The following is a 19,029-nucleotide window of genomic DNA, read 5'->3' on the forward strand; positions in this document are numbered from 1 at the left end:
GAGTCCTAATGAGCAATAAGTTGACCCCTAAGCAGGAGGGATTCTGTCAAGACTTTCTGGTGCTGCAGGATAAGACTGAGGCGTACAAGAAGAACTATAACTGCGCCAAAATGAAGCCTGCAACGATCAACCGAAAGGCTGTTGAGGTGTCAGAGCATCCCGCAGTGATGGCCCGTATTGCTGAGCTGATGGAAGCAAGAATGGAGCGTACCCGGGTGGATGCAGATTATGTCCTGAATCGTCTCACTGAGATCGATAGGATGGATTTTGCTGACATTCTGAATGATGACTTTTCTTTCAAACCAATCAGTAAGTGGCCGAAGATCTGGCGGCAATTTATCACCGGTTTGGATCTGGCAGAGCTATACGAGGGTCGCGGGGACGATCGCAAGATTGCCGGCGTTCTCAAGAAAATTAAATGGCCAGATAAGGTTAGGAACCTTGAGCTCATCGGCAAGCACGTCAATGTTCAGGCATTTAAAGACAAGCTAGACGTAGAGGTAGGGGCCAAAAAGTCTCTGCAGGAGTTGCTGAAAGAAGTGCGTCAAGATGGATAGAGCGGAAGAGGTTTCACTGGCTGATAAGTACATTGAACTCTACGACAGCGGCCAGCTACAGGATAAGCGTGATCTAATCTATGCGCTCAGCTTTAAGTGGTTTCGCCTAAACGTCCTGTACAAAATTAAGGTTAAGACCTCATCCAGCAAAGACGGCAAAGAGATTTCTCGGGTAGAGCGCTTCAGGCCTAACAAGGCGCAGAGAAAGCGATATATCGAGGGCTGGTCTAGAAACATCATATTGAAGGCCCGGCAGTTGGGATTCACCACGTTCGAGATGATCGACTCGCTGGATGATTGTCTTTTTAACGCCAACTTCGCAGCAGGCTGTATTGCTCACAAGCTGGACTCAGCAAAGGATATCTTCCGAAACAAGATTAAATTCGCTTACGAGCACATCCCTGCTGTGTGGATGCAGATCTTTGAAGAGATTGAGCTGGATTTCCCGACGCCGGTGAACGATAAGGGTGAGGGGTATGTGTTCTCGAATGGCTCATCCATACAGGTTGGCACCTCATATCGAGGCGACACCCTGCAGCGCCTGCATGTCTCTGAGTTCGGTAAGATCTGCGCGAAGTTTCCGGATAAGGCTGAGGAGATTGTAACCGGTGCCTTTGAGGCGGTGCCACTGGACGGCCAGCTTACGCTGGAATCAACCGCCGAAGGCAACGAAGGGTATTTTTTTGATTACTGTCAGGAAGCTCAGAAACTGGTTGAGATGGGTATTCCGCTCACCGATCTGGATTTCCGGTTCCACTTCTTTCCTTGGTGGGATGAGCCAGATTACACGCTGCCGCCGGATGCGGTCATTATCACGGCGAAGGATAAAGAGTACTTCGAAAAGCTCGAGATCAAAATTGACCGCAAGCTGACAGCCGGACAGAAAGCCTGGTATGTGAAAAAGGCTTCGGTGCTCAAAGACAAAATGAAGCGGGAGTATCCATCCACGCCGAAAGAAGCCTTTGAGCAAGCAATCGAGGGGGCTTACTACGGATCAGAGATGGCCCTGGTTCGTCAGCAAAGCCGGATTCGTAGCATCCCCTATGATCCAAGACTGCCAGTACATACCTTCTGGGATTTGGGCCGCAATGACTCGACCTCAATTTGGTTCATGCAGCACGTCCATATGGAATACCGGTTCATTCGCTATTACGAGAACAATGGCGAAGCAATCCAGTTCTATCTGAAACGGCTGCGTGAATTCGGGTATGTGTTTGGGACGATGTACCTTCCACATGATGCGGAAATTGTCGATCTGACCCGAGAGGATAATAAAAGCCGGAAGATGATCGCGCAGGACGCTGGCTTTGATGTGCGTGTCGTGCCCAGAGTGCAATCCAAGGGCGAGGCTATTCAGGCGGTGCGCGATATTTTGAATCTGTGCTGGTTTGATGAAGAGAACGCAGCGCAGGGCATTAAGTGCCTGGATCACTACCGGAAAGAATGGGATGACAAGTTAGGTGCGTTTAAGGACTCACCGCGGCATGACTGGGCATCCCACGGCAACGATGCTTTTGAGCAGTTTGCCCGCGGGTATGTTGAGCACACGATGCCTGAATCATTTGAGCCGGAGGTATGGGGATGAGTACGGCACGAACCGTTAGTTTCAAAACGTTGGTAAACCTCGCAGAGAAAGGGCGTAAGGAAGATAAAGAGCCTGCCTATGAGTTCTCAAAACGTAACTTCCAGAAAAAAACCGCCAAGCCTGGCAAGCATGTGAAGACGTATCCATGACAGATGAATTTATGCCTCAAGAGTATCAGGGGGAGTTCCTGACCCAGGCTGATGCTCAGCGCGCGATTATTGATATGGAAAAAGCCAAACAGATTGCCGAGAAGCTTTGGAAGCATTATCCGGGACATCTGTGGGCGGTTCATGCGGACACCGTAAACAATGTCGCGACGGTTCAGCTGCTGGGCGTTAGTGGCCAATGGGGTTTTTATCTTCATCTGGATAAGCTGGATCCCGGTTTGCGTAAAGTCATGCAGGCCGGCGGAGAGATCTTGGAGCGTTTTAACCTTCATCGCGGCCAGCGCCGAGATGATGAATATGCCGGGCTGGTAAGGGATTTTGCAGGACGAGTACAGCATGCAGAGTGATGAGCAGAAACAAACAGATAGTGGAGAGAACTACTGGCTGCAAAGAGCTCGGCAGATCTATTCCAACTCATCTGATTTCTTGGATGCCGATATCCGTCGCCAGGTTGAGAAGAACTTGGCGCACTTCAACAATGAGCACGCCCGTGATTCGAAGTTTAATAGCCCGAATTACCGTAACCGAAACCGTTTGTTCCATCCAAAGAGCCGTCAAGGGGTTACCAACAACGAGGCTGCATTTGCGGCAGCGATGTTCTCAACCGCTGATCTGGTATCGGTATCTGCCGGAGATGATGGTGATCCGCGCCAGCAAGCCTCAGCAGAGATTAATCAGGAGCTTTTGAATTACCGGTTAGCCCACAGTATTCCGTGGTTCTTGACCTCTGTAGGGGCTTATCAGGCGGCTCAGGTCTATGGCATCGTTGCTTCCTACAACTACTGGCGGTACGAAGAAAAGGCATATGTTGAAAGGGTTCCTCTGGTTGATGCATATACCCGACAGCCCGTTCTGGATGATCAAGGCCAGCCGGCTTATCAGGAGATAGAGCACGCGGAAGTGCTTCATGATAAGCCGTGTGTTGACCTGATTCCTTTTGAAAATTTGCGTTTTGATCCTGCTGCTGACTGGCGAGACCCAATCAGTACCAGCCCTTACGTGATACGTGAAGTACCAATGTTTGCGTGTGATGTGTTGGCGCGAATGGGAAGCGAAGATAGCAAAACAGGGCGTCAGGATTGGAAGAACTACACCATTGAGCAACTGATTTCGGCATCACAGGAAGACAATTCCAATGATGCGACACGTAAGGCGCGAGAAGGTGAGAAGCGCAATGACTCCACGGAAGTCACTGATTATGGCGATTACACAATCATTTGGCTGCGTGAGAACTTTGTTCGCATACAAGGCGAAGAGTTTGTTTACTGGACCGTGGGAGACATGCTTCTGCTGTCGGACCCTGAGCCGCTTGAGGACGTGTACTTGCATGGTATGCGCCCGATTACTCTGGGCATCTGCAACCTTGAAGCGTTCAAAAACTATCCCAAATCCCCCGTAGAATTGGCGTCAGGCCTTCAGGAGCGCGTGAACAGTGTTATCAACCAGCGTGCTGATAACGTCGATTTGGTTCTGAATAAACGTTATTACATTCGCCGTGGTGCCAAGATTGATACAGCTGCCCTGGTGCGTAACACCCCGGGCGGCGGTGTCATGATGGATGACATTATCAAGGAGATCCGGACAGAGAGTACGCCGGATGTTACCAGTTCCAGTTATGCAGAGCAGGACCGGCTTGATGTACTGATGGATGAAGCAGCAGGTGCTTTCAGCCAGGCGAGCGTGCAAAACAACCGAGCCCTGAATGAAACCGTTGGCGGGATGGAGTTGATGAATGGCAGCGCTTCTGCAGTCAGCGAGTACCGTATCCGGACGTTTGTTGAAACTTGGGTGGAGCCAACTCTGCGACAGCTCGTTCAGCTCGAACAGAAGTATGAAACAGACGAAACCATCATGGCGCTGTGTGCCCGCAAGGCAGGCATGTATCAGAAGTATGGTGAAAACCTGCCGTTGGATCAGCTGCTTGAGGCTGAGCTCACGGTTCGCGTTAACGTAGGAATAGGGGCAACCAATCCACAGCAGAAACTGGATCGCATGATTACCGGTTTCGGCGCACTGGGTCAGATCGCTCCAAACTACTTGGTCCGAGTGAAGCCTGAAGAGGTGGTAAACGAGATCTTTGGTGCCGTGGGATACAAGGACGGTCAGCGTTTCTTTATGAACGAGCAGGAGTTTGCTGAGTTTCAGGAGCAGAATGCGCCGCCTCCGGATCCTGAATTTGAAATTAAGCGCATGGAGCTGGAGCAGAAGGGGCAAAAAATTGCTCAAGAAGGCCAGAAGCTTCAGTTCGATATGCAGTTTGCCCTGCAAGAGCTTAACCAGATAGCACAGCTCAAGCGTGAGGAACTGCAGTATAAGCGCACGGACAAGGCTGAAGACTTGCAACGCAAGGCGCTAATTGAAGAGCGTCGTATCCAGACTACCCGAGATATCGCAGCAGGCCGTAACCTGAATGATCAGACACGGATACAACTGCAGGCTCAAAACCTTTCACAGGGGAATGATACGTTCTGATGAATGAGATTGATCGCCAGATGGACTTCCTGTTTGCTGAGGCAAAGCTGGGTGTTGAAGTTGAAACATTTCTGTCCTCGAATGTGGGGCGCTATATTACCGGTCGGGCCAAGGCGGAGCTTGAAGAAATTCAGCATGAAATGCTTTCGATGCCAGCATGGCGGGAACAGTCAGTCAAAGAACTGCAGATAAAAGCCAAGGGATTGCAGCAATTGATGACCTGGCTGGATGAAGCCATTAATAACGGGCGCCAGTCAGAGCAGAGCCTGCACGAACTGGAAGAGATTGATCGGCGCTAACCCACCCTTTTAAAACCTCGCTACGGCGGGGTTTTTTATTAATCACAGCAACCAAGAGAGATATATCATGGGCGAGAAAGATGACTCTATCATCACCGACGAGTCTGCTCAGCATGATGCGGCAGGCAATCCATCATCTACCGACCAGCAACATGATGTTGTAGAAGATGAAATCAATGATGAACCTGCTGAAGCGCCGGCGGACCCGCGGGCGGCACGTCTGGCAGAGATAGCGGGTAACGTTCGCCGCGGGCGCCAAGAGGAAAATCAGGAAGAATTATCGGGTGAAGAAGACGAAAGCTCAGACCCTAATAATGACCTTGGCGATAATTCTGATCCGGAACCACTTCCTCAGGCGGCCCAGTCTCCTGTATATGAGCGTGATGGTCAGTATTTTGTGAAGGCCAAAGTGAATGGGGAAGAGAAGGAAATTCCTTGGGATAAAGCTCTTCGCAACATTCAGATCAATGAGTCGGCTGATCAGCGCATGCAATCAGTTGCGGCTCGGGAAAAGCAGCTTACAGATATGGAAATGAAGCTGAGCGAGCGTGCACAGGCTCAGCAATCTTCGTTATCGCCAGCGCCGCCATCCCCAGGGGACGCGGACATCAGGGCGAAGCAGAAGGAACTGGCTGCGCAGTATCGAGAAGCGATGCTGCATGGTGAAGATGAAAAGGCTGATGAGATTCTTGTCGAAATGAGCACATTGGGGCGCACTCCAGCCACCCCAGCCGTCGATGTGAATCAGATAGCTCAGTCCGCTGCAGAGCAGGTAGCACTGCAGAATGAACGTGCGCGACGCAGGGATGAAGCCAGCAAGGCTAATGACGATTTCAGGAATGATTTTCCAGATATTGTCGGTGACCCTAATCTTTATGCCCTGGCTAAAAACCACGCAAGGGACTTGTGGAATGAAAATCCTAATCTGACGCCTGAACAGGTCATGCGACAGACAGGAGAAAACATTCGGGACTGGAAAAAGAAGATGACAACACCGGCACCAAAGGATCAGCGAACGAATCGCAAGCGTCAGGCTGCTGGAAAAATCGCTGCTGGTAATAATCAGTCAGCAAGTTTAGGGCAAGACCCTGCGCCACCTAAAACACGGTCGCAAACCATTGCGGATATGCGCTCTCAGCGACCGGGTGCCGCAGGTTAATAATCTTATTGAACTAACGTTGTGAAACGTAAGGAGAAGTAAAATGGCTGGACAAGTATGGGAAACCGATGTTCTCGGTGGATACATGTACTCAGACGAGCTTTCCGACACTCTGCGCCAGGCGCTGCAGCCAAACTGCCGCTTCCGTCAGGCGTGCGACATCGAGGAAGGTAAGGGCCTGAACGCAGGCGATAAGCTTTACTGGAACGTCTATTCTGACGTGAAGGAAGCGGGCGGTGAACTGGATGAAAACACCGCTATGCCTGAAACCAACTATGAGATTCGTCAGGAATCCATGACCGTGACCGAGTACGGTAACTCTGTACCTTACACCGGTAAGCTGGATAACCTGTCGAAACACCCGGTTGAAAAGATCATCAAGAAGGTGATGAAGAACGATGCGCGCAAGGTGCTGGATGGCGCGGCGCACGCACAGTTCAATGCTACACCGCTGCGTGTGGCGCCAACCGGTGGTAACAATGCGAGTGCGGTAACCGTAGAAACCGGCGGCACTTCAAGTATCACCAACGATATCGCTATGAGCAAAGAGCATATCAAGTCCATTGTGGATGAGATGAAAGAGCGCGATATCATCCCGTTTGACGGTGATAACTACTGCTCCATTGGCCGCCCAAGTACGTTCCGTAATTTCAAGAACGAACTGGAAACGATTCACCAGTATGTTGAGGCTGGCTTTGGCATGATCATGAACGGAGAAATTGGCCGTTATGAAGGCTGCCGCTTCATTGAGCAGACCAACGTCGGCTCCTCAAGCTGGTCCAACGGCAAATCCGATGCTGCATACTTCTTCGGCGGCGATACCGTGTGTGAAGGTATCGTTATCCCTGAAGAGGTGCGCGGTAAGATCCCGACCGATTACGGTCGCTCCAAAGGCGTTGCTTGGTACTTCCTGGGTGGTTTTGGCATCAGCCACACTGACCCGGCTCAGGCACGCATCCTGAAGTGGGATAGCGCGGCATAAGCCGTGCTTTTCCTTTAACAGCCAGTAAAGAGGGCATGACTCATGGCTAAAGCTAAAAAAGGCACCTCTGGTGGCCTGCAAAAAGGCGTATCTTTCTGCGAATCAGCTTCTCAGAAAAGTACTGAAACCCACAACAAGGGTGGCAACCAGCGCCCCAAGAAAGGATCTGACCGCATTTAAGCGGCTGGATCTCAGATGAAATAAGGCTCCTTGATGGGGCCTTTTTTATTGGGAGATTAAAGCGATGTATGACAATCCACAGCGTGATACCTATGTGCTGCCAGCACAGAACTTTGTGAGCGGTAAGACGCTGCGCATCAAAGCACCGAAAGGCAAGCGCGGCCGTGTCGTTGATATGCAAGTGTCTGCAACCACGACATTTACTGCGGTGACCACACCTGCCTATCTTCAGGCCGGTTTGAGTTCCGACGCTGATAAGTTTGGCAATATGAATATGGGGACGCTGGCGGCGGGTTCAGCCAAGTCTGCGACCGATACCGCTGGCGAGCTGACCGGCGTGGAGATTGAGAAGGGTGAGACCCTTGAGATCTCTCAGGTTGCACCTACTGGAGGTTCTCCAGCTGGCGTGGGTGATATTCACGTAGCAGTCGAGTGGTTCTGATCTAAGGGGGCATTTGCCCCCTTATTCTTTGGGAGGCGTGTTATGCGCAAGAACCAAGATTATCGCTGGGCTGAGGAAGGCTGGGGCGAGCAAATGGAGCGTGAAGGGGTGAATAAGCTTCCTGAGCGTGATTCTGAATCAGATGGTGTTGTCGGCCGGGAACGCCTGCACCCTCATCACCGTATTGGTCGTGATACCGACCGTGCACCAGGGGATTACTACGATGATTGATCCGAAGACAGCAACCTTTGACGAAATGAAAAAGTTCGCTGAGGAGACGCTGAATGTGCGTGTCGCTCACAACATCAGCGAAGACAAGTTGCGAGCAAAGTTGACGGAAGCTATCGCCGCCATGCGGAAGGAGCCAGAGGGTGAATCCGATCCTGTTGCAGCAGCTGAAGCTGTGAGCTCAACGGCCGAATCGAGCGACCTCGATCCTGACGCAGAGCCAGATGATGGCAATGACGAAGAAGGTGATATTGAGCAGGATCCGGAGCTGCCGTTGCAACTGAACCGTTCCAAGGCCTTTGGCACGGTGCGGGGTCTGCCGGGCGTTGCTTTCTATCAGGATGGTGAGTACTTCGACAATCACGGCAATCAGGTTGAACTGGAGAGTTAATCCGTGAATTTCCTCGAGCTCTGCCAGGATGTGCGCCGCGAGTGCGGCGTTACTGGTACCGGTCCTGCAGCCGTGACCAGCCAAACCGGCGAAATGCAAAATATCGTTAAGTGGACCAACAAGGCCTACATCGATATTTGCAATCGTTGGTTTAACTGGAAATTCCTTTGGGCGCAGAAAACGATTGCGGTTCAGCAAGGGATTGCACTGTACTCTGAGGCTGATATTGGCATCTGGGATAAGCGAACCTTTTATTTGAATGGCGAACCACTCAACGTCATCGAGTATGAGCAGGCGGTGCGAGATGGGTGGACCGTGGACACCAACGAATCTACACCGGATACCGTGGTGCTGATGCCAGATGGGCAGTTAAAACTGAGCCCGGTACCGGATGCGAGTTATTCGCTGACTGCTGATTGCTTTATTGAGGCGTCAGAGATGGCTTCCAATAATGACCAGCCACTGATCCCTGCACGCTTCCATGAAGTGATCGTAGCGCGTGCGATGATCTACTACGGATCATTCGAAGACGCGCCAGAAGTGAAACAGGAAGGCGCTGAACGGTTTTCTATTGCGATCGAGCAGTTGGAAAGTCATCAGTTACCAGATGATGGTAATTCAAGTCAGGTTAACACCGGCGGTGATGCCATTGTGGTGGTGCCTCAATGACCACGCGCAACAAATACACTGCTCTATCCGGCGGGTTGGATCTTATCTCGCCGCCCATTGAAATGAATCCGGAGAGAGCGCTACTGGCGCTGAATTATGAACTGGATGCCAATGGCAAATTTGTGTCCCTTGAGGGGTATTCCCAGATAGGCGGAAGCACACTTGCAGGTTCTGGTGATGTGCTTGGATTGGAGGTTTATAAAGGAGAGCTCTACGGAATTCGAGAAGATGCTGGAGCTGCCAAACTTTATAAGAATAACGCTGGCACCTGGAGCGAAATAGCACCCGCTGCCGGCACAATGCCGATCGGCCCTTATGAACTGGATACGGCGACGTTTAAAGCGCTGGCCAACGCTCAGGTCATGATGATGCAATGCCGAAATAGCGGCAAGCCATGGCAGTATGACGGGACAACCTTGTCTGAACTGACAAATGCGCCTGCAGGAGGGCGATTCCTCAAGGAGCACTCAAACCACTTATTCATTGGTTTTGAAGCGGGCTCGGTTCAATTTTCAGCACTGGGTGACCCGAGCGACTGGCAAACAGCCAATGGAGCCGGTGAGTTTGGCGTATCGGATAGCTTGACGGGTTTTGCTCCCCTGAAGAAAGCGCTGGCTATTGCATGCGAGAAGTCTGTCCAAATCCTTTACGGAACCATTAGCGCTGATTTTCAGCGTGAATATCACAGTGGCACTGGCGTTATCTCGGGCACTACCCAGAGTCTGGGCGGGTCTGCTTTATTTCTGGCAGAAGCAGGCCTATCGAGCCTCGATACAATTGATGACTTCGGTGACTTTGCGCTTGGTAATTGGGGGGAACGGGTTAAGCCTCTGCTGGACCTGACTGCCACGCCCACCTGTTCCGCAATATTGAAACGTAAAAATCAGTACTGGCTTTTTTACAGCGATGGTACCGCGCTGATTTGCCGATGGTACGGCGGGGCGACATGGGGTATTACCACGGCAAAACTGCCTGTTGTTGTTAAGGCAGCCTGCTCTGGTGTCGTTGCCGGACAAGAAGAAATGTTCATTGGAACGGATCAAGGTGATGTCTTCCAAATGAACAGCGGCACTTCGTTTAATGGCGCTGATATCCAGACAACGCTGGCAGTTGCATACAACCATCTCGGAAACCCGGATATCCGTAAGCGTTTTCGGCGAGTCTTCCTTGATATCCAGGCCGAAAGCACAGTTCAGATTTCAGCGCTTCCACAGTTCGATTATGGCGATAACGAAATAGCCCGACACTTGGTGCTCTTCAAGGATGCACTGGCGCAAGGCGGTCAGTGGGGAATTTCCAACTGGAGCGAGTTTGCTTGGGGATCACCTATCGTGGATCGCTTCAAGATCGATACGATCGGTACCGCAACGGCCATCAACTTCATCATTAATACCAAATCTGCACTTGCAAAGCCGCACCGCATTGCTGGCTATTCAACCCATTTTTCAGCTCGGAGATTGAAGCGTGGCTAACGAATATTTTGACAACTCAGAACTCGGTCAGCGGTTTGTTGAAGGCGAAACTGCCCGTGGTTCTGATGTCGATAACAAGCTCGATTCTGTGGAGGCTGGCTTTGATAAGCTGCCAACCGAAACCCAGTTAAAAGAAGGCCGGGTAACGTTAGGTATCGACACCGGAACGGCTAACAACTACTTGATTGCGATGCCTTATGCACCTACCGCTTATTCTGCGGGCATGACGCTGCGGTTTAAGGTGGTAAATGCAAACACCGGTCCTTCTACAGTAAACGTGGATAGTCTTGGCGCCAAAACCATTAAACGACCTGATGGCACGGCACTCAAATCCGGAGACCTGTCAGCAGCAGCAACTGTCACACTTACTTATGATGGAGTTAATTTCCGTCTTGATAGTCCATCCATGAATTCAGTAGCAGATGCAGAGGCTTCAGCTGCTAGCGCAGCAAATAGCGCATCTGCAGCTGTAACCAGTGAATCTAATGCAGCAAGCAGCGCATCGGCATCAGCTTCCAGTGCTTCTGCTGCAGGCAGCTCAGAAACCAATGCAGCGGCCTCCGCAGCGTCTGCCTCATCTTCGGCAAGCAGTGCCGCAACCTCAGCCGCGAGCGCCTCCAGCTCTGCTAATGCAGCGAGTAGCTCTGCCGCTAACGCATCCACATCAGCAACTGCTGCAGACACCTCGAAGTCAAATGCTGCCATTTCCGCGAATGCGGCAGCGGCATCAGCTTCCAACGCAGCAAGCTCTGAGACAGTGGCATCTGCTTCTGAGATAAATGCAGCCGCCTCTGAGATTAACGCGGCTGCTTCGGAAACTGCCGCAGCAGGCTCCGCTACTGCCGCAGCTAACTCGGCTGCCAGCATTAACAAGGTTCCATACTCTGCGCGCAACTGCGTACTGAATCAGGCGGCTGTTTCTCAAGATGACTCTACGCGAGTAGGCCAAAGCTCTACCCTGTTTACAGGCGCGCCCGATTTAATTGTTAACACTGGTGTCGATATGACAAGCCAATGGGGGGTGGCCGGTGAACAGTTCGGCGGTTTGACTTGGATTAAGTCCCGTACTGGTACAACAGGGCATTACTTATTTGACACCGTGCGAGGTGGGGATAATCGACTTCGTTCGGATTCAACGCTTGATGAGGCTGCAGTTGACGGTGTTGCGTTCCTTAATAATGGTATTTCTCTTGGAACTGAAACCGGCATAAACAGCACAGGCGTAGCGCATGTAGTGTGGTCATTTCAAACTTCGCACCGTACTAAAGGTGTCACCAATCGAAATAAACCATATACCTGTCACTACAACCCTCAAACTGGCTTCTCTATGGTCGGATATGAGGCGGACGGGATTGCTGGCCATGAGCTACCATATCACCTCCCTATACCACCAGAGCTGAGCATTTATAAAAACGAGGCAAGCGGGTACAACTGGCTGGTTAAGATTCCTGAGTGGGACGGCACTTTGAACGCCATATTGCTAAACACCACAGGGGCTTTGACCACCAATACCGGGAGTGATTGCGTTACAACTGATAGCGTTATCTCATTAGGATCTTCCGGACATCTCAATGCCAGCGGCGCTCAATACATGTCCTACCACTTCGCCTCTGTTCCGGGGGTGTCTAAAGTGGGTCAGTACATTGGTACAGGGCTGCCGGGTAACTACGTAGATTGTGACTTTGGTGATGATACTGCTGGTTGGCTTTTGATTAAAAACCTGACTACAGGGACTACGCAATGGGTTCTTATTGATGCAGTTCGCACGGATAAGTACCTGTTAGGGGGTGTTGATGCTGAAACTAGCGGCACTCCGGTGGAGTTTGTGCCGGGAGGTTTTGTTGCCACCTCTACAGGCTCTTGGTATAACACGCTGGACAATAAATACCTGTTCCTGGCATTCGCAAAAACCTCCTCAGACGGCACTAAAGCATGGGCCGAGTACTCTTACCCGGTAGCTCCTGACACCGTATCAATCAAAGAGAACAGCTTAATTAGCTACGCTGGCGGTTTCGATGCGCTAGGCCCTGTTGATTACGTTGAGCAAGTAGGTGCAGGGGCTACATTCAAGACGCGATCCAATCAACTGACTAACGGTTCTTTTGATACGGATGCTACCGGGTGGAATGTAGCTAACAACGCAACTGTTACAGTTGATGCAAACGGCGTTACCGTAACCAACACTGAGGCTAATGGTTATATATACCAATCCTTTGCAGCAGAGGTAGGTCGGAATTACGTACTACAGTTTGATATTACTGATGATGTTGGCCCTGTAGGTGCCCGTGTGCGGGTGGGTGAGTCTACCAGTGGTACAGAAATGTATACAAACACCACGGCGCTACCTGTTGGATACTACAACATAGAGTTCACAGCGACCTCTAGCACAGTGTTTGTCCGGCTGGGGTGTCATGGTGGTACTGCAGGCGAGTCCATGACCTTTGACAATGTTAGTGTTCTTGAAGCAGATCAACTGTCCCGCCCCGTGTATCTCTATAAAGATCGGAACGGCTCATATGGAACCACTGAGCATCGTCCACTTATCGGAACCTCCCGCGACAGCGCTGATGAATGGGGCGTAGAGTCTCCGCTTGATCCAAGCCTGAGGACTACCGCCAAGCATAGTGGTTATGAGAGTTCCACAGGTGTTGTTAGTGCGAGCGGGGAGACTTCTACTAACTATGCTTGGAAGGCGTTTAATAAAGACCCTAACAATATGCTAACCAGTTCTTTCTGGACGGTTGGCTCTCAAGTTTCTCAGCTTCAATATAAGCTTACTGAGAAGCGAATCCTCAAGTCATGGCGCTTACGTGAGTACAATGCCATAACCGAGACACCTCAACGCTTTACTATTGAAGGCTCTAATGATGGGCTGAATTGGGTAGTTATTGATGGTAGTTACTCAACCGCTAATTATACAGGTAATGGCGCATACTTATGGGGAGATCTACAAGATACCTCTTATAATACAACACCCTACCTATATCACCGTATAAATGTAACTCAAACTTCTAGTGGTACTGTCACAGCTCTAGCCGAACTAGAATTTAACACCGTCCTACCGTCTGACTATTACAACATCTCTGAGGGGGTGATGTATGAATCAGCTACTGAAAAGCAGACAAATGGTGGCTTCGATACGGACACTGTTTGGACTAAAGGGGATGGTTGGTCTATCTCAGGCGGTGAGGCGCATAGTGACGGCTCTCAAACCAATACCTCTACCCTTGGCTATGACATGGCTCTTACCGTAGGTGATTCCTATCTGATTGAGTGGGAGGTAACTGCATATACTTCAGGTTCTATCCGTGGACGGTGCGGGGGTGTGAATGGTGCGCTCCTGAATGGATTAGGGGTTAAGCAGCAGATCATTGTAGCAGGCGCTGGTGCCAATACAGGCGTTAACTGTAGCGCAGACTTCGTGGGTAGTATTGATAATATCCGCGTGATTCCAATCAACCACTTGGAGCACACGGCTACCGAGCGAGTCTACCTCGCCAAGCTGATTCTTGATGCCGGGGGAGGCATCTCCTCTATTGAAAACTTCCCGATTTCCAAGGGAATGCTACAGGACACTGAGGTGCATGGTGATCTGAAGGTAAGGGGAGGCATTGAAAGCGATCAGGTGCTTCGGGCGTGGGTGTCATTTGACGGTACCCAAAGCCCTGCTCTGATCAAGTCCAGCTATAACGTAGACGACATTGTTAGAACCTCTGCAGGTATCTATAAAATCATCTTCTCCGAACCTCAGCCGGACAGGGACTATTTAGCTCTAGGAAGTGGTGGCAACGAGGGTCTATCAGCAGGTGACTTGAGTCGCGGACTATCTACCGAGAAGGAATGCACGGTCGTTGTCTATAACTCCGCAGGGGCGGCTGTAGATCGAGAGCATACAGATATCATCTTTATCGGGAGGGCTAAGTAATGGGCTTTGCATATATGCAAGACGGTCTATTCCAGACCTGTGCTAAACAGTCCAGTGTCCCTGGTGGTGTTGAGCGTGTGGAGTTTGAAAGGGGTAGCCTACCGGCTGCTCCTGAGTTCCTGACAATCGTAGATGGTGTGATCGTTGTTGATAATGATAAGGCTAACGCTGCATCGATTGAAACTGTAAAGCGGGCTGTTCAGGCCCTGCATGACAAAGAGGCGCGTGATCGCGGCTACGACAATATCAATAGCTGCGGGAAATACTGCGGTTACGAGAATGGCTACCGCGCCGAGTGCGAGGCGCTTGGTGCCTGGGTGGCTGCGTGCTGGGATCTTTGTTACTCAATGCTGGCTGATTGGCAGGCTGGCAATATTCCCGATCCAACCCTTGAAACCGTGATGGAGGCTATGCCTGATGCGCCTGCTTAAGTATGTGTTGCAGTTGATCTTTATCGACTGCATTTTGCTAAACCTGCTGCCCGCCCTGATTCTGATCCCGGCGGGCTTTTTTTTGATACCTATTGCCATGTGCTGGCGCTACGAGGCTGAGCCAAAAGCCGGCCATCCGGTTCACCAGGCGCACTGGCGCTATATCCGGCTGCCTAAGTGGGCGCTGATCTGGGAAGGAGAGAATGGTTTGATGGGCGATGGTACCCGGATTCATTCCGCCCCTGATATCGATGGTGATGATATTCCGGATCCGGGTTCATGGTGGGCAATGTATTGCTGGGCTGCTTTCAGGAATCCATTAGGTGGCTGGGATAGGCTGGTTTCAGGTTTCCATCTGAATGCGACAGATATGATTAAGTATTATGGAGCCTTTGAGGTTGATGATGTATCTGGCCGGTACGGTTGGCAAATGGTGATCACTCACGGCCAGCGCCGAACGGTAACTGGTTTTTACTGGGTGGTGCGGATCTCCTCGGGGAAATGCTTTCGGTTGAGAATGGGGTATAAAGTGAAGCCATCCTACAAAGGGAAGGCCCGACTAATAGATGCCACACCGATGAGCGTTTCTATCAAGAGTGTGAGCCGAGCATTTAGCTGATAAATCAATCCACACACTCAAGAAAAATCGGTTACACTTTGATCAAACCACTGTTGTGATAACAGAGGAATCGTATTATGACGACCACCGCAACACCTGGGTATTCTATCGACCCGCAAAAGCAAACAGTATCCGGTCAGTTAACGGATCTGCTTGATCAAGACAACCCCTATATGAACCAAGCTCGTAAGCAGGGTGAATCCTATGCTGCGCAGCGAGGTATGCTTAACAGCTCCATGGCTGCAGGTGCATCTCAGGATGCGGCAATCAAAGCTGCTTTACCTATTGCGCAAGCTGATGCAGCGACCCATAACCAGTTTGCCTCTCAAAAATATGGAACTGAGCTTCAGAAAGATCTCAATACTCAGAAAAACTTATTTGACCACGGTTTATTAGATCGTGAGCAGGCGTTTGCAGCTGATCAAAATAATGCAAAGTTTGATCAAGAGTGGCGCTTGGCATTGGCTGATAGCGCGACTCAGCGTGAAGTGGAAGCGCTGAAGCAGCAAGCTGGCTTGTATGCACAGTTCACCAAAGGGGTGGCAGACATCAATGCGGCGGATATGACGGGATCTGAAAAATCAGCAGCGGTCGCTTCGCTATGGGAGCAGTTTCAGAAAGGCTCCGAGATTTCTAATACGCTGCGAAACATCCAAATCAACTCAGATGGCAGTGTTACTCGAACCGGCGGAACCACAAGTTCCACAGATGGATCTGGATCTTATCAAGAGCCTTCTATCCAGCCTACAACTCCATCATATACGTTTGGTGATGGCGGTATGTATATCTCAGGCATTACAACCGACAGTAGTGGCAATCTGGTGAATAAGTACGGTGAAACCAAGCCAGCAGATAAGCAGGCCAGCTTCAATGAAGAGGGGTACACCTGGTCGCTTAAAGCAGGCGAGTGGGTTAAAGAGCCAACACCGGTGATACCTATATGGCGTCCCGGTGGGGGAGATGGTGGTAACTAATGATTCGTCACGCATGCATGGCTGATATTGAGGCTGTCATTGAGTTGTGCAAAGAAGGCCGAGATACCTCGGCAACCTTGGGCGTAATTGATGGGTGCCGAGAGACAATTACTGCCAATCTGAAGTCCGCTGTGTTGAGTCCGTATCAGCTTTTCTTAGTCAAGGACGTCGAAGGGAAACTGGTTGGTATGCTGCTCGGTTTTCTTGCACCTGGTTGGTGGCATCAGGGTTTTGTGGCTTCAGAGCAGTTCTTTTACATCCAGCCCGGCTTCCGCGGGGACGGTGTCAGAATGCTGGATCGATTCATTGAATGGGCCTGGGGCTTTCCGGAGACCAAACAAATTTTCTTATCAATATCCTATGGTGGCGAAGAAGGACGGCGCACAGAAAAACTGTACGACCGACGCTTTCCGGGTGCCCGGGTAGGTGCAAGTTACTCAATCGTGAAGGAGTGAGTTATGAGCGTTCAAGCTGTAGTGCCGTTGCTGAAAGTAGTTGGCGGCGTAATGGCGGCGAAGACTGCCGTTGAGGGCATCAAAGAAGGGAACTTGCTGAAAGCTGCCCTGGGTGGAGTAGGGGCCTACATGTCTTTTACTGGTCTCTCTGCTGGGGCTGAAAGTGCTGGCGCTGGGGCAGGAACAGCTACTGTCCAAGAAACGGTAACCGGTGGAGCAACAGCTAGCGCGTCAGGTGCTGAAGGCGTTACAGCGCTTACAGAGATGCAGAATGGTATTGCTGATGCTATGGCAGGCAAGGCGGCAAGTGGGACATTTACTGAAGCTGTATCAACAGGGATATCAAATGCGAACAACGGGATTGTCACCAATGGCTTTCTTGATTCCGTAGGTGGAGCAATTGGAGATAACAAGCTGGGTAATTTTGTTGGGTCTTTGAATGACAAAGGAAACCTCTTTGGTGATGAGGGGCTTTTGGATTTCTCAGGCGGTGCGGCCTCTTCAGCGGGCTCTGATTCCGGTTTGTTTGATGGCTTGCTGGGCAGTGATTACGTCAAAGGCCAAATGGTCTCAGGCGGCTTGCAGCTATATGGCGGCAAGATGGCAGGAGATGGCTTACAGGAAAGAGCGGAATGGGAACTGGAGCAGCAGCGTAAGGACTACGAAGAACAAAGGGCGCGAAGAGCCTCCGTTGCAGACACCTCTTTCTTGAAGGGGCTGCGATGGGATGAAGCACAAGGCCGGTACGTGCCGGTAATGACCGCATAAGGAGCATTTATGAATGATATGAATCCACAGCAGGGGCAGCCTCAGGCGGATGGTGGGCTGCTGAGTCTTGCTGAAGATCTGAACCCCGGCCAGGTTGAGATGATGAAGAAAGGCTTCCAGATCGCCCAGCAAATCATGTATGACGAGCAGGTGTTTGGCTCCATGATGCAAGAGGCGATGCAGGGCGGTGAACCTGCGGAAGCGCTCGGCAACATGGTTGTCCAGGTTGTGATGAAGCTACAGGAGCACTTTGGCAAAGTGGACTTTGTAGTGCTGTTGGCACTGGGCATTAAGGTCATTGATGATCTCGCGGATGCCATTAATCAAACCGGGCGCCTGCAGATTGAAGAGCAGGATATTCAGCAGGCCATGAGCCTTGCGGTTCAGATGTGGTTGACCGCAAATCAAGGAAGTTATGACCCTGCGGAAGTGCAAAGTTTGGCTGGCCAAGCAAAGCAAGGAGGGCTGTAATGGGTTGGGGATCCGCTATTGGGATGGGCCAAGCCATTCAGGGCATTGGCCAAAATGTGCAGGATGATCTGAAGCAGCAGCGCGTACAGCAGTGGCGCCAGCAAGAAGCGCAGAACGATCGCCAGTTCCGTAGAGAGCTTTCTGACAATGAGCAGGCGAGGGCTGATGAACGACTTGACCAGGAAATGCAATTTAAAACTGAGCAGAGTCAGCTGGATCGACAGTCGGCAGAGAAGATAGCAAGCATGCGAACCGGTGTCAGTGGCGGGAAGGTTGGCCGTTTTAAACCGGTAACCAATGACGCAACTGGCGAGACTCGCATATTGGATACGATGACCGGGCGCTACATGGATGGTGGTGAGGGCGGCGAGCAAGCTCCTTTTGATCCCGATGCTTTCATCCAAAAGTACCAGCAAAGCAAGGCTTCCGATGGAGCTGCTGCCCCGTCAGAGCCTGGTAAGCACATCCCTCTTTCTGACCAGCACCAGAATGAACAATCCACGCAACAAGCGGCGCAGAATAATGCCAAGCAGATCCGGTATTTTGATGCTCAGCTTGCCAATGTGGCTAACCGGGTTGACGATCTGGCAGGTCTGGCATTGCCAGACAATAGCGGTCTTTTTAATTCGGCATCGGCAGGCACAAACGATCAGAATGCGAAAAAGCATTTCATGACAATGCTTGAAGATATTTACCGCAACGGCACAGATACGCAAAAGCAACAAGCAAAGGCGCTTTACAGTAGATTGATGGGCGCTAATTAATACTATCCCGGCCTGTCGA

General features: G+C 51.0%; 21 protein-coding genes. All 21 read left to right on the forward strand.

Going from position 1 to position 19,029, the window contains the following annotated elements; genetic code table 11:
* Positions 1-8 precede the first annotated feature (8 nt).
* The 21 genes from QUD59_RS15090 (at position 9) to QUD59_RS15190 (ending at position 19,010) form a co-directional block, all read left to right on the forward strand.
* Positions 9-557: a terminase small subunit gene (locus QUD59_RS15090; RefSeq protein ID WP_286237980.1), complete on the forward strand. Its 549-nt coding sequence runs from the start codon at positions 9-11 to the stop codon at positions 555-557.
* Positions 550-2,142, forward strand: coding sequence for a terminase (locus tag QUD59_RS15095; RefSeq protein WP_286237981.1), 1,593 nt, complete (start codon positions 550-552; stop codon positions 2,140-2,142). The genes QUD59_RS15090 and QUD59_RS15095 overlap by 8 nt, the downstream gene beginning before the upstream one ends.
* Before the next feature lie 145 nt (positions 2,143-2,287).
* Positions 2,288-2,656 (forward strand): hypothetical protein, encoded by a 369-nt coding sequence (locus tag QUD59_RS15100; RefSeq protein WP_286237982.1) that lies wholly within the window; start codon positions 2,288-2,290, stop codon positions 2,654-2,656.
* Positions 2,646-4,781 carry a portal protein gene (locus QUD59_RS15105; protein WP_286237983.1) on the forward strand — a complete coding sequence of 712 codons (2,136 nt, stop codon included), beginning with the start codon at positions 2,646-2,648 and terminating at the stop codon, positions 4,779-4,781. Before QUD59_RS15100 ends, QUD59_RS15105 begins: the two co-directional genes overlap by 11 nt.
* Positions 4,781-5,080 (forward strand): hypothetical protein, encoded by a 300-nt coding sequence (locus tag QUD59_RS15110; protein ID WP_286237984.1) that lies wholly within the window; start codon positions 4,781-4,783, stop codon positions 5,078-5,080. The genes QUD59_RS15105 and QUD59_RS15110 overlap by 1 nt, the downstream gene beginning before the upstream one ends.
* A gap of 67 nt (positions 5,081-5,147) precedes the next feature.
* Entirely contained in the window at positions 5,148-6,239 is a 1,092-nt protein-coding gene (locus QUD59_RS15115) for a hypothetical protein (RefSeq protein ID WP_286237985.1), read from the forward strand.
* 43 nt (positions 6,240-6,282) lie between these two features.
* Positions 6,283-7,221 (forward strand): major capsid protein, encoded by a 939-nt coding sequence (locus tag QUD59_RS15120; protein ID WP_286237986.1) that lies wholly within the window; start codon positions 6,283-6,285, stop codon positions 7,219-7,221.
* Between the two features lie 42 nt (positions 7,222-7,263).
* A complete protein-coding gene (locus QUD59_RS15125) occupies positions 7,264-7,401 on the forward strand; it encodes a hypothetical protein (protein ID WP_286237987.1) in 138 nt (45 codons plus the stop codon).
* A gap of 64 nt (positions 7,402-7,465) precedes the next feature.
* Positions 7,466-7,843: a hypothetical protein gene (locus tag QUD59_RS15130; protein WP_286237988.1), complete on the forward strand. Its 378-nt coding sequence runs from the start codon at positions 7,466-7,468 to the stop codon at positions 7,841-7,843.
* Positions 7,844-7,885: 42 nt separating this feature from the next.
* Positions 7,886-8,074 (forward strand): hypothetical protein, encoded by a 189-nt coding sequence (locus QUD59_RS15135; protein WP_286237989.1) that lies wholly within the window; start codon positions 7,886-7,888, stop codon positions 8,072-8,074.
* A complete protein-coding gene (locus tag QUD59_RS15140) occupies positions 8,067-8,462 on the forward strand; it encodes a hypothetical protein (RefSeq protein WP_286237990.1) in 396 nt (131 codons plus the stop codon). The genes QUD59_RS15135 and QUD59_RS15140 overlap by 8 nt, the downstream gene beginning before the upstream one ends.
* A gap of 3 nt (positions 8,463-8,465) precedes the next feature.
* Positions 8,466-9,131, forward strand: coding sequence for a phage adaptor protein (locus QUD59_RS15145; protein WP_286237992.1), 666 nt, complete (start codon positions 8,466-8,468; stop codon positions 9,129-9,131).
* Positions 9,128-10,603, forward strand: coding sequence for a hypothetical protein (locus tag QUD59_RS15150; RefSeq protein WP_286237993.1), 1,476 nt, complete (start codon positions 9,128-9,130; stop codon positions 10,601-10,603). The genes QUD59_RS15145 and QUD59_RS15150 overlap by 4 nt, the downstream gene beginning before the upstream one ends.
* Positions 10,596-14,528 carry a discoidin domain-containing protein gene (locus QUD59_RS15155; RefSeq protein WP_286237994.1) on the forward strand — a complete coding sequence of 1,311 codons (3,933 nt, stop codon included), beginning with the start codon at positions 10,596-10,598 and terminating at the stop codon, positions 14,526-14,528. Before QUD59_RS15150 ends, QUD59_RS15155 begins: the two co-directional genes overlap by 8 nt.
* Positions 14,528-14,959 (forward strand): hypothetical protein, encoded by a 432-nt coding sequence (locus tag QUD59_RS15160; protein WP_286237995.1) that lies wholly within the window; start codon positions 14,528-14,530, stop codon positions 14,957-14,959. Before QUD59_RS15155 ends, QUD59_RS15160 begins: the two co-directional genes overlap by 1 nt.
* Positions 14,946-15,578: a DUF7338 family protein gene (locus tag QUD59_RS15165; protein WP_286237996.1), complete on the forward strand. Its 633-nt coding sequence runs from the start codon at positions 14,946-14,948 to the stop codon at positions 15,576-15,578. The genes QUD59_RS15160 and QUD59_RS15165 overlap by 14 nt, the downstream gene beginning before the upstream one ends.
* 77 nt (positions 15,579-15,655) lie before the next feature.
* Entirely contained in the window at positions 15,656-16,552 is an 897-nt protein-coding gene (locus tag QUD59_RS15170; RefSeq protein ID WP_286237998.1) for a hypothetical protein, read from the forward strand.
* Positions 16,552-17,007, forward strand: coding sequence for a GNAT family N-acetyltransferase (locus QUD59_RS15175; RefSeq protein ID WP_286237999.1), 456 nt, complete (start codon positions 16,552-16,554; stop codon positions 17,005-17,007). Before QUD59_RS15170 ends, QUD59_RS15175 begins: the two co-directional genes overlap by 1 nt.
* Before the next feature lie 3 nt (positions 17,008-17,010).
* A complete protein-coding gene (locus tag QUD59_RS15180; protein ID WP_286238000.1) occupies positions 17,011-17,775 on the forward strand; it encodes a hypothetical protein in 765 nt (254 codons plus the stop codon).
* A 9-nt stretch (positions 17,776-17,784) separates the two neighbouring features.
* Complete coding sequence (locus tag QUD59_RS15185; RefSeq protein ID WP_286238001.1) at positions 17,785-18,246, forward strand: hypothetical protein; 462 nt, start codon at positions 17,785-17,787, stop codon at positions 18,244-18,246.
* Positions 18,246-19,010, forward strand: a complete 765-nt coding sequence (locus QUD59_RS15190; protein ID WP_286238002.1) for a hypothetical protein — start codon at positions 18,246-18,248, stop codon at positions 19,008-19,010. The genes QUD59_RS15185 and QUD59_RS15190 overlap by 1 nt, the downstream gene beginning before the upstream one ends.
* Positions 19,011-19,029 lie beyond the last annotated feature (19 nt).

The sequence above is a fragment of the Neptuniibacter halophilus genome, assembly GCF_030295765.1.
Lineage (GTDB): Bacteria > Pseudomonadota > Gammaproteobacteria > Pseudomonadales > Balneatricaceae > Neptuniibacter > Neptuniibacter halophilus.

Bases quoted from the DNA above. Each gene is read 5' to 3' on its own strand.
- QUD59_RS15090 (WP_286237980.1), top strand. From the start codon at position 9: ATGAGCAATAAGTTGACCCCTAAGCAGGAGGGATTCTGTCAAGACTTT.
- QUD59_RS15095 (WP_286237981.1), top strand. From the start codon at position 550: ATGGATAGAGCGGAAGAGGTTTCACTGGCTGATAAGTACATTGAACTC.
- QUD59_RS15100 (WP_286237982.1), top strand. From the start codon at position 2,288: ATGACAGATGAATTTATGCCTCAAGAGTATCAGGGGGAGTTCCTGACC.
- QUD59_RS15105 (WP_286237983.1), top strand. From the start codon at position 2,646: ATGCAGAGTGATGAGCAGAAACAAACAGATAGTGGAGAGAACTACTGG.
- QUD59_RS15110 (WP_286237984.1), top strand. From the start codon at position 4,781: ATGAATGAGATTGATCGCCAGATGGACTTCCTGTTTGCTGAGGCAAAG.
- QUD59_RS15115 (WP_286237985.1), top strand. From the start codon at position 5,148: ATGGGCGAGAAAGATGACTCTATCATCACCGACGAGTCTGCTCAGCAT.
- QUD59_RS15120 (WP_286237986.1), top strand. From the start codon at position 6,283: ATGGCTGGACAAGTATGGGAAACCGATGTTCTCGGTGGATACATGTAC.
- QUD59_RS15125 (WP_286237987.1), top strand. From the start codon at position 7,264: ATGGCTAAAGCTAAAAAAGGCACCTCTGGTGGCCTGCAAAAAGGCGTA.
- QUD59_RS15130 (WP_286237988.1), top strand. From the start codon at position 7,466: ATGTATGACAATCCACAGCGTGATACCTATGTGCTGCCAGCACAGAAC.
- QUD59_RS15135 (WP_286237989.1), top strand. From the start codon at position 7,886: ATGCGCAAGAACCAAGATTATCGCTGGGCTGAGGAAGGCTGGGGCGAG.
- QUD59_RS15140 (WP_286237990.1), top strand. From the start codon at position 8,067: ATGATTGATCCGAAGACAGCAACCTTTGACGAAATGAAAAAGTTCGCT.
- QUD59_RS15150 (WP_286237993.1), top strand. From the start codon at position 9,128: ATGACCACGCGCAACAAATACACTGCTCTATCCGGCGGGTTGGATCTT.
- QUD59_RS15160 (WP_286237995.1), top strand. From the start codon at position 14,528: ATGGGCTTTGCATATATGCAAGACGGTCTATTCCAGACCTGTGCTAAA.
- QUD59_RS15165 (WP_286237996.1), top strand. From the start codon at position 14,946: ATGCGCCTGCTTAAGTATGTGTTGCAGTTGATCTTTATCGACTGCATT.
- QUD59_RS15170 (WP_286237998.1), top strand. From the start codon at position 15,656: ATGACGACCACCGCAACACCTGGGTATTCTATCGACCCGCAAAAGCAA.
- QUD59_RS15175 (WP_286237999.1), top strand. From the start codon at position 16,552: ATGATTCGTCACGCATGCATGGCTGATATTGAGGCTGTCATTGAGTTG.
- QUD59_RS15180 (WP_286238000.1), top strand. From the start codon at position 17,011: ATGAGCGTTCAAGCTGTAGTGCCGTTGCTGAAAGTAGTTGGCGGCGTA.
- QUD59_RS15185 (WP_286238001.1), top strand. From the start codon at position 17,785: ATGAATGATATGAATCCACAGCAGGGGCAGCCTCAGGCGGATGGTGGG.
- QUD59_RS15190 (WP_286238002.1), top strand. From the start codon at position 18,246: ATGGGTTGGGGATCCGCTATTGGGATGGGCCAAGCCATTCAGGGCATT.